This window comes from Pannonibacter sp. (assembly GCF_051860505.1).
Taxonomy (GTDB): domain Bacteria; phylum Pseudomonadota; class Alphaproteobacteria; order Rhizobiales; family Stappiaceae; genus Pannonibacter.
Genome location: NZ_JBHYDX010000002.1, coordinates 149,633 through 162,699 on the forward strand (window position 1 = coordinate 149,633; position 13,067 = coordinate 162,699).

Consider the following 13,067-nt stretch of genomic DNA (forward strand, 5'->3'; position numbering starts at 1 on the left):
ATCAGCCCAGGAGACTTTTCATGACCTCCAAGACCGGCATGCTGCATGTCCGGATCGAAGACGAGACGAAGGCACGTGCCGCAGCCGCACTGGATGGCACCGGGCTGTCCCTGTCGGATGCGGTGCGGATCCTCGTGACCCGGATCGCTCAGGACGGCGTCCTGCCCCCGGGGCTGTTGCTTGACACAGAAGCCCATGACGCCTGGTTCAGGGACAAGGTCGCCGAGGCGCTGAATGACCTTTCAACCCCCGTGTCGCACGAGGATGTCATGGCGGCGGCAGACCGGCGGATTGCACGCGGCCGAATTGACAGCGGCATCTGAGGGGCTCTGCGGTGCGGCTAGCGTGGCACCCATTGGCAGCGCAGGACTTTCTTGCGATCATTGACTACATCGCGGCGGACAATCCGGCCGCCGCGACGGCGTTCAAGCAAGATGTGGAAGCCCGCGTCGCAACACTGACGCGTCATCCTGACCTCGACCGCCCGGGCCGTGTCGCGACAACACGAGAACTGGTCGTTCGCTAGACCTATATCGTTGTCTACACTGAACGGGCCGGTTCGGTCCTCATCCTGCGCCTGCTTCATGGCGCCCGGCAATGGCCCTGAGCCTGCCTGTCACCACCACCCGAAAGCCTGTCCATGCCGCTGCCGCAGTCTCCCGCCGTGATCGCCTTCGATGCCGATGACACGCTCTGGCACAACGAAAGCTTCTTCAAGCTGACGGAAGCCCGTTTCGCCGGGCTGCTCGCGCCCTACTGCGAGAAGAACCGCATCGAGGAACGGCTGGTGGCGGCCGAACGGCGCAACGTCCACCACTATGGCTACGGCATCAAGGGCTTCATCCTGTCGATGATCGAAACCGCGATCGAGGTCACCGACGGCAAGGTGCCGGCGACGGTGATCGGCGAGATCCTGACGGCGGGCCAGGAGATGCTGGGCCACCCGGTCGAGCCGCTCGACGGCGTGCGCGAGGCGCTTTCCGCCATCAATGGCATTGCCCCGCTGATCCTCATCACCAAGGGCGACCTGTTCGACCAGGAACGCAAGATCGCCGCCTCGGGCCTGCAGAAGCACTTCACCGCCGTTGACGTGGTCAGCGAGAAGAGCCCAGAGGTCTACGCCCGGATCTTTGCCCGTTACACCGACGACATGTCCAAGGTGGTCATGATCGGCAACTCGGTGCGCTCCGACATCCTGCCCGTCCTTGAATTGGGAGCGACAGCCATTCACGTGCCCTACCCGCTGCTCTGGGCGCTGGAAGCGGCCGACTTCCCGCAAGACCATCCGAGAGCGTTCCAGCTCAAGAGCCTCGCCGAGCTGCCGGCGCTGTTCGGGCGGGCCTGAGAGCCGCCTGCATCAGGGGGCGGCAACCGGATGCAGCGGCGTCCCGGTTGACAGGAAGCTCGTGACATTGGCGATGGTCGTCTCGGCGATGGCTCTCAGTGCTTCCTCGGTGAAGAAGCCCTGGTGGCCGGTGATGAGCACATTCGGGAAGGTCAGGAGCCGGGCGAAGAGGTCATCCGGGATGATCCGGTCCGACAGGTCCTCGAAGAACAGCTGGCTTTCCTCCTCGTAGACATCGAGACCGAGGGCGCCGATCTGGCCGCTCTTCAGCCCCCGGATCACGGCGGCCGTGTCGATGACCGCCCCGCGCGAGGTGTTCACCAGCATGACGCCGGGGCGCATCTGCGCAATCGTTTCATCGTTTATGAGATGAAACGTGGCCGGCGTCAGCGGGCACTGCAGCGACAGGATGTCTGCGACGGCGAAGAGTTCGGCCAAAGGCAGATAGGTGACGCCAAGGGCGAGGCAGGCCGGGTTCGGCACCGGGTCATGCGCCACCACGCGGCAGCCGAATCCGGTCATGATCCGCGCCAGCACCTCGCCGATGAGACCCGTGCCGATGATGCCGACCGTGCGCCCATGGAAGTCGAACCCCATCAGCCCGTCCAGCGAGAAATTGCCGTCCCGCACCCGGTTGTAGGCGCGGTGGGTCTTGCGGTTCAGCGTCAGCATCAGGGCCACCGCGTGCTCCGCCACGGCTTGGGGCGAATAGGCCGGCACCCGCGCCACCTGAATGCCGCTGGCCGCTGCGGCCTTGAGGTCAACGTGATTGAACCCGGCCGAGCGCAGCGCGACGAGCTTCACCCCGTAATCCGACAGTGCGTCCAGCACCGACGCCGACAGCGTGTCATTGACGAAGGCGCAGACCACATCCGCCCCGCGCGCCAGCGGCAGGGTCCGCTCCGTGAGGCGCATGTCGTGATAAACGAGGCTGACCGGCGCCTCCACCCTTGCCGCCGCCGCATCCAGAAACCGGGCGTCATAGGGCTTGGCGCTGAACACATCGACACGGAAACGGGCATCGGACATTGTCGGGCTCCGGAAGGGAGGAAGGCGAGATATGTGCAGTTCCCCGGCTCAGGGGTCGTTACCCGCAGTCATACACATCAACAGGGGCTTGCCCATGACATGGCGCATGGCACTGCGTTGAAATCTCCTGACTGAAACTGCCCCTCCCCGTCATTCCGGACAAAGTGAGCGGCAGCGAACCGAAGCTCCGGAATCCAGCATGCCCGTGCGAGCGACAGCGAGCAGAAGAAACAGCGCGCAAACAAAAACCTCGGACCCTTAAATCCGAGGTCAGACTGCTGACAATCCTCGACCTCCCCGAAGTCATCCCGGCCAAGCGAAGCGCCGAGCCGGGACCGGAGAGTCGAGGCCTCTATAATTCAATGAGTCAAGACCGGAGAGACCGTGGCTCTCCGGTCCCGGATCTCCGCTTCGCTGCGTCCGGGATGACAATAGAGGGTTTGTCATCAACCTCACCCCGGACCTTTCGATCCGGGGTTTCCACCACTCATGCGCTGTCCAGATCAGCCGACACCAGATCAGCCAACAAAGGGCCGGGTACCGGAGGCGTCTTTGATCTCGGTCGGCAGGCCGATGCGGTTCAGGATCGCGAGGAAGGGCTTGGGGTCCAGTTCCTCGACATTCTTCATCGCGCCGACGTCCCAGGTGCCATCGGCAATCAGCATGGCAGCGGCGACCGGCGGCACGCCGGCGGTGTAGCTTATGCCCTGCGAGCCGACTTCGGTGTAGGCGTCCTTGTGATCGGCGATGTTGAAGACCAGAACTTCAGCCGGCTTGCCGTCCTTCTTGCCCTTCACCAGCGTGCCGATGCAGGTCTTGCCGGTGTAGTCCGGGGCAAGCGACGAGGGATCCGGCAGCACGGCCTTCACCACCTTGAGCGGAACAACCTCAAGGCCTTCCGCCGTCTTGACCGGCTGCTCGGACAGGAGCCCGAGGTTCTTCAGCACGGTGAAGACATTGATGTAGTGATCCGAGAAGCCCATCCAGAAGCGCACATCCGCCTGCGGATAGTTGGCCGACAGGGAATGCACCTCGTCATGCCCGGTCATGTAGGTCTGCTGCGGTCCAACCAGCGGCATGTCCCAGACCTTGCCGACCTCGAACATCTTGTTCTCCTGCCAGCCACCGTTCTGCCAGGAATAGACCGTGCCGGTGAACTCGCGGAAATTGATTTCCGGGTCGAAGTTGGTCGAGAACCAGCGCCCATGCGAGCCAGCGTTGATGTCGATGATGTCGATCGACTCCGGCTCCGGCACGTATTCGTCGATGGCCAGGCGCGCATAGGCGTTGACCACGCCCGGGTCGAAGCCGACGCCGAGAATGGCGGTGACGCCCTTTTCCGCGCAAGCCTCGCGGCGCTTCCACTCGTAATTGCCGTACCAGGGCGGCGTTTCACAGATCTTCTTCGGATCCTCGTGGATGGCCGTGTCCATATAGGCCACGCCCGTCTCGATGCAGGCATCGAGCACCGTCATGTTGACGAAGGCCGAGCCGACATTGATGACGATCTGGCACCCGGTCTTTCGGATCAGGGCGGCAACCGCCGCGCTGTCCATTGCATCCAGGGCATGGGCTTCAAGAGCGCCCTCGACCTTCAGGCTGCCTTTCTCGCGGATGCTTGCGATGATCCGCTCGCACTTCGCGGGATTGCGCGAAGCAATGTGAATGTCGCCGAGCAGGTCGTTGTTCTGCGCACATTTGTGCGCGACAACCTGCGCTACGCCACCGGCGCCGATGATGAGTACGTTGCGCTTCATTTCGCCCATAGTCCTCCTTGAGTCATGCAGGGGGCAGTCAAAAGATGGGCCCCCGGGCCCTTGATCACGACAGGGCAGCCGTGAAATCGTCATAGGTGAAGTCCCGGGCAAGGCGCACGGCCCCGTCCAGTTCCTTCACCGCGATCGCCGGCATCTTCACGCCATTGAACCAGTTTTTCTTGACCATGGTGTAACCGGCGGCATCCTGCATCGACAGCCGGTCACCTGCCTTCAGTGGCTCGGGAAAACGGAACTCACCAAAGATGTCGCCGGCCAGGCACGACTTGCCGCAGACCATCCATTCATGGTCGCCGGCATTCGGCTCCATCTTGGCGTTCAGGCGGTAAATCAGCAGATCGAGCATATGCGCCTCGATCGAACTGTCGACGATGGCGAGGTTCTTGCCGTTGTAGAGCGTGTCCAGAACGCTCACCTCCAGCGTGGTCGACTTGGTGATCGCTGCCTCGCCGGGCTCCAGATAGACCTGCACCTCGTTTTCGCCGGCAAAGCGCTTCAGCCGCTCGGCGAATTTCTCCAGAGGATAGCCTTCGCCGGTAAAATGAATGCCGCCGCCAAGGCTGATCCACTTCATCTGCCGGATCAGGAACCCGAAGCGCTGCTCGATATGGCCAAGCATGGCATCGAAGCGATCGAAGTCATCGTTCTCACAATTGTTGTGGAACATGAAGCCGGTGATCTGGTCGGCGACTGCGGCGATCTTTTCCGGGTCATGCTCGCCAAGGCGCGAGAACGGCCGTGCCGGATCGGCCAGGTCAAAATCAGAGGTCGATACGCCGGGGTTGACGCGAAGCCCGCGCACATGGCCGGCCGACTGCGCTTCGAACCGCTGCAGCTGGCCGATGGTGTTGAACAGGATCTTGTCCGAGACGGCGACGACCTCGTCGATCTCGTCATCGGCATAGGCCACTGAATAGGCATGCGTCTCGCCCGGGAACTTCTCCCGGCCGAGTTTCACTTCATAGAGCGACGACGACGTCGTGCCGTCCATGTATTGCGACATGAAATCGAACACGGACCAGGCTGCAAAGCACTTCAAGGCCAGGAGAGACTTGGCGCCGGAAGCCTCGCGCAGCCACGCGATCTTCTCCATGTTCGGCAGAAGCTTCGACTTGTCGATGAGATAATAGGGAGTGGGAATCATCATTAGCCCTTCCGCCATCCTGAACAAAACAGGGAGGGAACCCAGTCAGGGGGGCCTGTTACCCCCTTTGCCCCCCGGGCACAATGAAAATCGGCCCACTTGCTTAAAATTTCGCGCTTGACCGCCTCTTGCAGCACAGCGTTCGCATATGCGGCAACAGCAACGCGCGGTTCCTGTTTTAATGTAGGATGGCAGGCCGACAATGGAAGGTCGAGGGCAGTTGCACGGCGATGATTTGAAGCCACGCTGATATTTCAATGGCAGCGGCCCTCAGCCGGCTTAGCTAGACCATCATCTCGCAGCAATAACTTGAAAGCTGCGAACGCTATCCTTGAACATTTCAGAAAGTGCCTGCTCCTGATCGGGCCTAGGCCTTGCGCTCCCAGCCGCCGTTTGGCTTCTGCTGCCAGTAGGTCACCTCGGCGCCCTGCCCCTTGAACGTCTTCCAGTGAATGCGCGCTTCGGCAAGAGCCTCGGGGTTTTCACCGTCGAACATCACGACGATCCGGCTGTAGCCATCAATCGAACCGGGACGCGCCCGGTCAACCAGAAAGCGCACCTCGGCACCGTTGGGGTTTTCCTCGCCGTCCGTCAGATAGATCGGCTGGTGTTCGGCAAGGCCATCTGCGGCCGTCCCGTGCGGCAGAAAGCTGTCGTCGGAAAAGGACCACAGATGCGCATCCAGCGCCGCGACCCGTTCCTGCGATCCACACTGCACCACCACGGTCCAGTCCCGTTCCAGGCACTTCAGCAACAGCCCGGGCAGCACCGCTTCCAGAGGCTGGCTCATCAGGTGGTAGAACAGGACTTCAGTGGCCACGAGGTTTTCTCCCTTGAACGATGCGCAATGTGATGCAGCGCTGCCACAGGCAGCCAGCAAACATGTGCAACGCAAAAAATTGCGCATGGACAGCCGCCGGGACTCCTAGCATTAACCGGACACAAATTTGCAGGCCCTAATTTCAGATCCGCCGAAGAGCAAAGCGTTAACCTCGCGGCTTCGGACAGGATTTCACCAGGGGCACATTTTCGGGGGTTTAGGATGGTCGTTCGCGTTGCGTTGTTTTTCACGCTGGTCCTGGGCCTTGCCGGCGCAACTGCAGGCCTCGGCCTCATCGTGACCGAACCCGCAACAGCCTGCCAGGCCTACAAGGCCTGCTGACAGCCCGGACAGCGGCCTACGCCACCCCGTCCAACCTGTGAAAAACCCGCCCTGATACCGGCGGGTTTTTTGTTGCTAAGGCTGTGGATAAACCATGGAAAAGCAGGAGGCCCGTCAGCCCCCTGCCCCTTGCAGTCATCCCTCGTAGTGCGCGCGCACCAGTTCGTCGAGCAGACGCACGCCGAAGCCGGATGCCCAGCCCTGACTGATCTCGTCCTTATCTGAGCCCATCGCCGTGCCTGCGACATCGAGATGCGCCCACGGCACATCGTTGACGAAGCGCTGCAGGAACTGCGCCGCCGTGATGGAACCGGCCGTGCGGCCACCGGTGTTCTTCACATCGGCATTCGGCGTGTCGATGAGCTTGTCATAGGCCTTGGACAAGGGCAGCCGCCAGACAGTCTCGCCGGTGCTGAGGCCCGATTCCGTCAGCCGCTGGGCCAGATCGTCGTTGTTGGAGAACAGGCCCGCATTCTGGGTGCCGAGGGCGATGATGACCGCGCCGGTGAGGGTCGCAAGGTCAATCATGAACTTCGGCTTGAAGCGGTCCTGCGTGTACCAGAGCGCATCGGCCAGCACGAGGCGGCCTTCGGCGTCCGTGTTGAGGATCTCGATCGTGGTGCCGGACATGGCTCGCACGATGTCGCCCGGGCGCTGGGCATTGCCGTCGGGCATGTTCTCGACAAGGCCGATGACGCCGATGGCATTGACCTTGGCCTTGCGGGCGGCCAGCGCACGCATGAGGCCGGTGACGGCCGCAGCTCCGCCCATGTCGCCCTTCATGTCTTCCATGCCCTGGGCCGGCTTGATCGAGATGCCGCCGGTGTCAAACACCACGCCCTTCCCGACAAAGGCGACTGGCGCCTCGTCTTTCTTGCCGCCGTTCCAGCGCATGATGACCAGACGCGGCGGACGCACCGAGCCTTGCGCAACGCCAAGCAGCGCCGCCATCTTGAGCTTCTTCATTTCCTTTTCGGTCAGGATCTCGATCTCGACGCCGAGCTTCTCCAGCTTTGCGGCGCGATCGGCGAACTCGACCGGTCCCAGCACATTGGCCGGCTCGTTGACAAGATCGCGGGCAAGAAGCACGCCTTCGCCGAGCCCTTCCTTGACGGCCCAGGCCTTCTTGGCGGCCTTCGGGTCGACGCCGGCGATGTTCAGCGTCACCTCGGATGGTGCAGCATCCTCGTCCTTCTTGGTCTTGTAGGTGTCGAAGCTGTGGCTGCGCAGGACTGCGCCAAGTGCAAAGTCAGCCGCATCGTCGGCGCTGACTTCGCCCGCCGCCGTCTCCAGATAGACCAGGGCATGTTCGGCCTTGGCTGCGGCCAGGGCTGCCTGGACTGTGCCGCCCAGCTTCATCCAGTCGGTGCCCTTCATCTCTGCCGTCTTGCCGAGGCCGATGACGATGAGACGGTCAAGGTCGAGACCTCCCGGAGCGATCAGGTCGAGCTTGCTGCCGCGCTTGCCGGTAAAGGCTCCGGCCTTGGCCGCGCGGGCAAGACCGCCGGAAAGGCCCTCGATGACGCTCGTCCCGAGCGCACCGCTGGCCAGTGCGTCATCGGCGAGGATCACGACGATACCGGGCTGGGAGACGGCTTTGCCGAACTGGATCTTTGTGAGCTTGCTCATGATTTTCAGGGGTTCCATGTTTTGTTGTTTGTCTGTTGCGGCAACATGGCTTGCCGGCGCTGCGCTCGCAAGCCTTGCTAAAATTATTGTCAAATTCATCCGCTTGTTTGCGTGCTGTTCATTCCCTTCCATGCTAATCGGAGATCGGGGGCGTGCAGCGGGGCATGGATTTTGGACAACTCGTGCCTGAAAGGGCGCTTCGGCTGATCACGATGAAGACGCTTGAACGATACATCATCCGGCGTGCCCTGTTTGTGTTCGTGATGACACTGACCGCAATGACCGGCGTCGTCTGGGCGACCCAGGCCCTGCGTCAGCTGGACCTTGTCACCTCCAAGGGCCAGACCATCGTCCAGTTCATCTCGATCACCATGCTGGCGATGCCGTTTCTGGTCGTCATCGTCGCGCCCTTTGCGCTGATGATCGCGCTGATCCTGGTTCTCAATGCCCTGTCCAGCGACAGCGAACTGATCGTGATCAACGCGACAGGGGGATCGCGCTGGCTGGTGCTGCAGCCGGTGCTGCTGTTTGCCCTTGGCGTCACGGCGGCAACTGCGCTGTTCTCCCTTTATGTCGCCCCGCTCGGCCTGTCGCAGCTGCGCGACGAGATTGCCCGTGTCCGTGTTGACCTTGTGGCCAATATCGTGCGGCCCGGGCGTTTCATCACGGTCGAGGATGGGCTCACCTTCCACATCCGCAACCGCAGCGGCGACGGCAAGCTCGACGGCCTGCTGCTGCATGACACGCGCGATCCGGAGACGATTTTCACCTATCAGGCGCATCAGGGAAACATCGTCGAGGCCGCCGGTCGCACCCTGCTGATCATGCAGAACGGCACGATCCAGCGCCGGCCCAAGCGTCAGGGCGATATCTCCATCGTCCGCTTCCAGTCCTACGCCTTCGATCTCTCGAGCCTGATGCCGCAGGCAAGCGAGCCGGTCTACAAGGCCTCCGAACGCTCGACCTACGCCCTGATCTTCGAACGCGGCATCGACGACTATGCGCGCGGCAACCGCGAGCGCCTGATCGGCGAATTGCACAACCGCTTGAGCCAACCGCTCTATCCCCTTGCCTTCGCGCTTGTCGTCTTCGCCTTTCTCGGTCAGGCACGCACCACGCGGCAAAGCCGCGGCATGGCCATTCTCGGCGCCCTGACCGGCTGTATCCTGCTGCGGACCGCTGGCTTTGGCGTGACATCGCTGACCGCCGGCGATGACGCCATGATGATCGGCTACTATCTGGTGCCGCTCGGCGGCATGGGCCTTGCGATCTGGTCTATCCTGCAATCCGAGCAAGCCGCCCCGCTCTGGATGAGCCGTACCCAAGAGCGCTTCACGGATGCGCTGGATGCGCTGCAGCAACGGCTGCAAGGCCGCAGCAGTGGCGGAGGGGCCTGAGATGCTGGGCCGTACGCTGACCGTTTATCTGTCTGCCCGCTTCCTCAAGGCCATTCTTGGCCTGTTCCTGCTGGCTGCCGTCCTGATCTACATGTTCGACGTGCTGGAGCTTCTGCGCCGCGCCGGCGAGCGCGGCGACGCATCGGTCCTGCGCATCAGCCTGATTTCGCTGCTGCGTGTTCCCCTGCTGCTCGAGCAGGTGATCCCATTCGCGGTGCTGTTCGGTGCGATCCTCGCTTTCGTCACCCTCAGCCGCGCGCTTGAACTGGTCATCACCCGCGCGGCCGGCATATCGGTCTGGCAGTTCGGGGCACCGGCAGCGCTCGTGGCTCTGCTTCTCGGGGTCCTGTCTGTGGTTGCTTACAATCCAATGGCGGTCTGGATGCAGCAGCGCTCGGATGCCCTGGCCGCCGGAATTTTCGGATCGGAAGAGACATTCCTGCTGCAGACGACCAACTCGGTCTGGCTGCGGCAGGATGGCGTCGATGGAGAATCGGTTCTCCATGCCGAACAGTTGCTGTTCCAGGGCACCGTGCTGCGCGGTGTGACCATTTTCACCTTTGATCACACGGGCACCTTCCAGGAGCGGATCGAAGCGCGCGAGGCACGGCTCTTCGAGGAATACTGGAACCTGACGGATGCCACCGTCTACACCACCCAGGCTGACCCGCAGGCCTATGGCGCCTACAAGGTGTCCACGTTCCTGACCCCGACAGAGGTGCGCGAAAGCATCGGCGCGCCCGAATCAATCTCGTTCTGGGACCTGCCCCGCTTCATCGAGCTTGCCCGCCGTGCTGGCTTGCCGGCCTACCGATATACGCTTCAATATCAGACGCTTCTCGCCCGTCCCCTGCTTTTGTTGGCGATGGTTCTGATCGCGGCGGCGGTTTCGCTAAAGGTTTCTCGATTTGGCGGACTTGGCCAGATGATTCTGGGTGGAATCCTTGCTGGCTTCGTGCTTTACGTTCTGTCGGAGCTCGCGCGCGATTTCGGTGGTGCAGGTATTGTGCCGCCGCTTGTCGCCGCCTGGGCCCCGGGTGTGTTTGGAGTTCTCATGGGATTGACGATCCTGCTCAATCAGGAAGACGGCTGATGGCGCTCGCTTCGCGTTTCGCCCCCTCTTTCCTGAAGCAAGGTGCTGTGCGCCCGGCGCGTGGATTGTTTATCCGCGGCCTAGGCCTCGTCATTGCCACCAGTCTGGCTGCGGCAGCCCCTGGCATCGGTCAGGTGCAAGCCCAGGATGCGCTCGCCGGTGCCCTCCAGGTACGCGTCAAGCCGGATGCCCAGATGCTGCTGGAAGCCGGTGAACTCACCTATGATTTCGACCGCGACCAGATCTCGGCCATCGGCAAGGTCGAGATTTTCTATGACGGCTTCACTCTGGAGGCCGAGCGCGTCGACTTTGACCGCAAGAACGGCAAGATGATCGCCCGCGGCTATGTTCGCCTGACCGAGCCGGATGGCAATGTCGTCACGACCAACGAAATGCAGCTGTCGGATGATTTCGCCGAGGGCTTTGCCAATTCGCTACAGCTCGATACGCCCGAGCGCACCCGGTTCATTGCCGATCGCGCCACGCGCAGCGCCGGCAATGTGACCACTTTCGAGAACGGTCTCTACACCGTCTACACCAATGCCGGCCGCCCGGCAGACAAGCCGCCGCTCTGGCGCCTGCGCGCGCAGAAGATCATTCATAACCAGCAGGAACAGGTCGTCCATTTCGAGGACGCCTCGCTGGAATTCTTCGGTCAGCCGATCGCCTATATGCCGTATCTTTCGATGCCGGATCCGACCGTGAAGCGGAAGACCGGCTTCCTGATGCCGTCGGGCGTCTATTCCGAGCGCCTGGGTGTCGGCGTAGCCCTTCCGTATTTCTGGGCGCTGGATCCCAGCTACGATCTCAGCGCCACGCTCACGCCCTTGTCAAAACAGGGTGTCCTCAGCGAGGCCGTCTGGCGTCAGCGCCTTGTCTCCGGGTCCTACAGAGTGGCCGCTGCCGGCCTCTTCCAGGCCAAGCCGTCTGAATTCCGCGGCACCTCGGGCGATCGCCGCTGGCGCGGCGCTATCCACACCGATGGCGAGTTCCGCATCTCGCGCGACTGGTACTGGGGTTGGGATCTGACTCACAAGACCGACCGGGCCTTCCTGCGCGACTATGACAGCGTCAGCTTCGCACGCAGCGACGAGGTCTCGCAGATCTATCTCGCTGGCCAGACAGAGCGCAACGCACTCTCCGTCAAGGCTTATGCCTTCCAGATCTCGCAGGAAGACTACAATTCTGCGCCCGACGGACATGATCCGATCGGCCCCTTCGCCAAGGTCGGCAGCAGCCTGCAGGACAAGCAGCCTTACGTCCTGCCGGTCATCGACTACAATTACGTCTTCGAGAACCCGATTGCCGGTGGCGAGTTGTCGCTGTCCAGCAACTTCACCAGCCTGACCCGCAGCAAGACCGACGCCTTCGCCTTCAACGGCGTCGACCGGTTCCGCGGGATCGACGGGACTTTCAGCCGCCTCAGCGTCCAGACCGACTGGCGCCGGACCGTGATCGACCCGATCGGCCAGGTCTTCACCCCGTTTGCCTATGTCCGCGGCGACCTGTTCTTCCTGGCCTCGCAGGACAAGAACGTCACCGAGCTGACAGACGATGCGTTCGCCGGTCGCTTCATGCCGGCGGCCGGACTTGAATACCGCTATCCCTTCGTGGCGGCATTCGATGGCGGCAACCAGATCATCGAGCCGGTGGCGCAGGTCATCGTCCGTCCCGATGAACAGCGGATCGGACAGTTGCCGAACGATGATGCACAAAGCCTCGTCTTCGACGCCTCGACCCTGTTTGACTACGACAAGTTCTCCGGCTTCGACCGAGCCGAAGGCGGCACACGCGCCAATATCGGGCTGAACTACAAGCTGCAGTTCGATAGCGGTGAGTATCTCAGTGCCATGTTCGGCCGGTCCTTCCACCTGGCAGGCCGCAACTCCTATGCCAAGGCCGATCTCCTTGGGGCAACGCAGAATTCCGGTCTGGAGACCGGCCGTTCGGACTATGTCGGCAGCGCCTATTTCGACACGCGTCATGGCGTGAAGCTGGGAGCCCAGGCGCGGCTGGACGAGAAGAGTTTCGCAGTCCGGCGGCTTCAGGCCCAGGCGACCGCCACCTATGGCCCTGTCGTGAGCAGTCTTGCCTATGCTTTCCTCGGCGCGCAGCCGGACTTGGGCATCGACAAGCCCCGTGAAGAGGTGCTGGGCGCGTCCAGCCTGCGGCTCAGCGACAATTGGCGGATCTTCGGCTCGTTGCGTTACGACATGGAAAATCGGAACGTGGTTCAGAATGGCTTCGGGGTCGGCTATGATGACGAAGGGTTCTCGCTCTCCGTCGCCTATCAGGAAGACCGAAGCCGCAACAACAACGAGTCTGTCGACCGGACTGTCTTCTTCCGCTTTGGCCTGCGCACGATTGGCGATACGCAAGTCTCTACAGGTTCGTTCTAGCCCGGTTCATTCGCTCAAATGGGCGACCGCAGACCGGAACAGGCCTGAATTCCCAACTTTGGCCATGGTTTGACGTCATGGGCAAGTCTCGGGA

General features: G+C 62.2%; 11 protein-coding genes. 6 read left to right on the top strand and 5 right to left on the bottom strand.

All coding sequences use genetic code 11. The features are described 5' to 3' along the window. Positions 1–20: 20 nt before the first annotated feature. The 3 genes from ACTIFE_RS02055 to ACTIFE_RS02065 all read left to right on the top strand — a co-directional run bounded on the left by ACTIFE_RS02055 (position 21) and on the right by ACTIFE_RS02065 (position 1,345). A complete protein-coding gene (locus ACTIFE_RS02055) occupies positions 21–323 on the top strand; it encodes a type II toxin-antitoxin system RelB/DinJ family antitoxin (RefSeq protein WP_439527501.1) in 303 nt (100 codons plus the stop codon). Between the two features lie 11 nt (positions 324–334). Continuing rightward, entirely contained in the window at positions 335–526 is a 192-nt protein-coding gene (locus tag ACTIFE_RS02060) for a type II toxin-antitoxin system RelE/ParE family toxin (RefSeq protein WP_439527502.1), read from the top strand. Positions 527–640: 114 nt separating this feature from the next. Beyond that, a complete protein-coding gene (locus tag ACTIFE_RS02065) occupies positions 641–1,345 on the top strand; it encodes an HAD family hydrolase (protein WP_439527503.1) in 705 nt (234 codons plus the stop codon). A gap of 12 nt (positions 1,346–1,357) precedes the next feature. On the opposite strand, the gene ACTIFE_RS02070 is transcribed toward ACTIFE_RS02065, so the two are convergent. From ACTIFE_RS02070 to ACTIFE_RS02090, 5 genes are all read right to left on the bottom strand, one after another. After that, on the bottom strand, positions 1,358–2,374 hold the full coding sequence (locus ACTIFE_RS02070) for a 2-hydroxyacid dehydrogenase (protein ID WP_439527504.1): 1,017 nt from the start codon (positions 2,372–2,374) through the stop codon (positions 1,358–1,360). 518 nt (positions 2,375–2,892) lie between these two features. After that, the gene (locus ACTIFE_RS02075; RefSeq protein ID WP_439527505.1) at positions 2,893–4,131 is read right to left on the bottom strand and encodes a saccharopine dehydrogenase family protein; all 1,239 of its coding nucleotides are present in this window, start codon (positions 4,129–4,131) and stop codon (positions 2,893–2,895) included. Positions 4,132–4,195: 64 nt separating this feature from the next. Then, positions 4,196–5,293 (bottom strand): carboxynorspermidine decarboxylase, encoded by a 1,098-nt coding sequence (locus ACTIFE_RS02080; RefSeq protein WP_439527620.1) that lies wholly within the window; start codon positions 5,291–5,293, stop codon positions 4,196–4,198. A gap of 367 nt (positions 5,294–5,660) precedes the next feature. Further along, positions 5,661–6,113, bottom strand: coding sequence for a DNA polymerase III subunit chi (locus ACTIFE_RS02085; protein ID WP_439527506.1), 453 nt, complete (start codon positions 6,111–6,113; stop codon positions 5,661–5,663). A 477-nt stretch (positions 6,114–6,590) separates the two neighbouring features. After that, positions 6,591–8,084 carry a leucyl aminopeptidase gene (locus ACTIFE_RS02090; RefSeq protein ID WP_439527507.1) on the bottom strand — a complete coding sequence of 498 codons (1,494 nt, stop codon included), beginning with the start codon at positions 8,082–8,084 and terminating at the stop codon, positions 6,591–6,593. A 164-nt stretch (positions 8,085–8,248) separates the two neighbouring features. Here ACTIFE_RS02090 and lptF point away from each other — a divergent pair, with 164 nt between their 5' ends. Genes lptF through ACTIFE_RS02105 form a run of 3 tightly spaced genes read left to right on the top strand, consistent with a single transcriptional unit; the run spans position 8,249 to position 12,973 of the window. Continuing rightward, the gene (gene lptF, locus ACTIFE_RS02095; protein ID WP_439527508.1) at positions 8,249–9,481 is read left to right on the top strand and encodes an LPS export ABC transporter permease LptF; all 1,233 of its coding nucleotides are present in this window, start codon (positions 8,249–8,251) and stop codon (positions 9,479–9,481) included. Between the two features lies 1 nt (position 9,482). Next, positions 9,483–10,574 carry an LPS export ABC transporter permease LptG gene (gene lptG / locus ACTIFE_RS02100; protein ID WP_439527509.1) on the top strand — a complete coding sequence of 364 codons (1,092 nt, stop codon included), beginning with the start codon at positions 9,483–9,485 and terminating at the stop codon, positions 10,572–10,574. Beyond that, complete coding sequence (locus tag ACTIFE_RS02105) at positions 10,574–12,973, top strand: LPS-assembly protein LptD (protein WP_439527510.1); 2,400 nt, start codon at positions 10,574–10,576, stop codon at positions 12,971–12,973. Before lptG ends, ACTIFE_RS02105 begins: the two co-directional genes overlap by 1 nt. Positions 12,974–13,067: the final 94 nt, after the last annotated feature.

Bases quoted from the DNA above. Each gene is read 5' to 3' on its own strand.
- ACTIFE_RS02055 (WP_439527501.1), top strand. From the start codon at position 21: ATGACCTCCAAGACCGGCATGCTGCATGTCCGGATCGAAGACGAGACG.
- ACTIFE_RS02065 (WP_439527503.1), top strand. From the start codon at position 641: ATGCCGCTGCCGCAGTCTCCCGCCGTGATCGCCTTCGATGCCGATGAC.
- ACTIFE_RS02070 (WP_439527504.1), bottom strand. From the start codon at position 2,374: ATGTCCGATGCCCGTTTCCGTGTCGATGTGTTCAGCGCCAAGCCCTAT.
- ACTIFE_RS02075 (WP_439527505.1), bottom strand. From the start codon at position 4,131: ATGAAGCGCAACGTACTCATCATCGGCGCCGGTGGCGTAGCGCAGGTT.
- ACTIFE_RS02080 (WP_439527620.1), bottom strand. From the start codon at position 5,293: ATGATTCCCACTCCCTATTATCTCATCGACAAGTCGAAGCTTCTGCCG.
- ACTIFE_RS02090 (WP_439527507.1), bottom strand. From the start codon at position 8,084: ATGAGCAAGCTCACAAAGATCCAGTTCGGCAAAGCCGTCTCCCAGCCC.
- lptF (WP_439527508.1), top strand. From the start codon at position 8,249: ATGGATTTTGGACAACTCGTGCCTGAAAGGGCGCTTCGGCTGATCACG.
- lptG (WP_439527509.1), top strand. From the start codon at position 9,483: ATGCTGGGCCGTACGCTGACCGTTTATCTGTCTGCCCGCTTCCTCAAG.
- ACTIFE_RS02105 (WP_439527510.1), top strand. From the start codon at position 10,574: ATGGCGCTCGCTTCGCGTTTCGCCCCCTCTTTCCTGAAGCAAGGTGCT.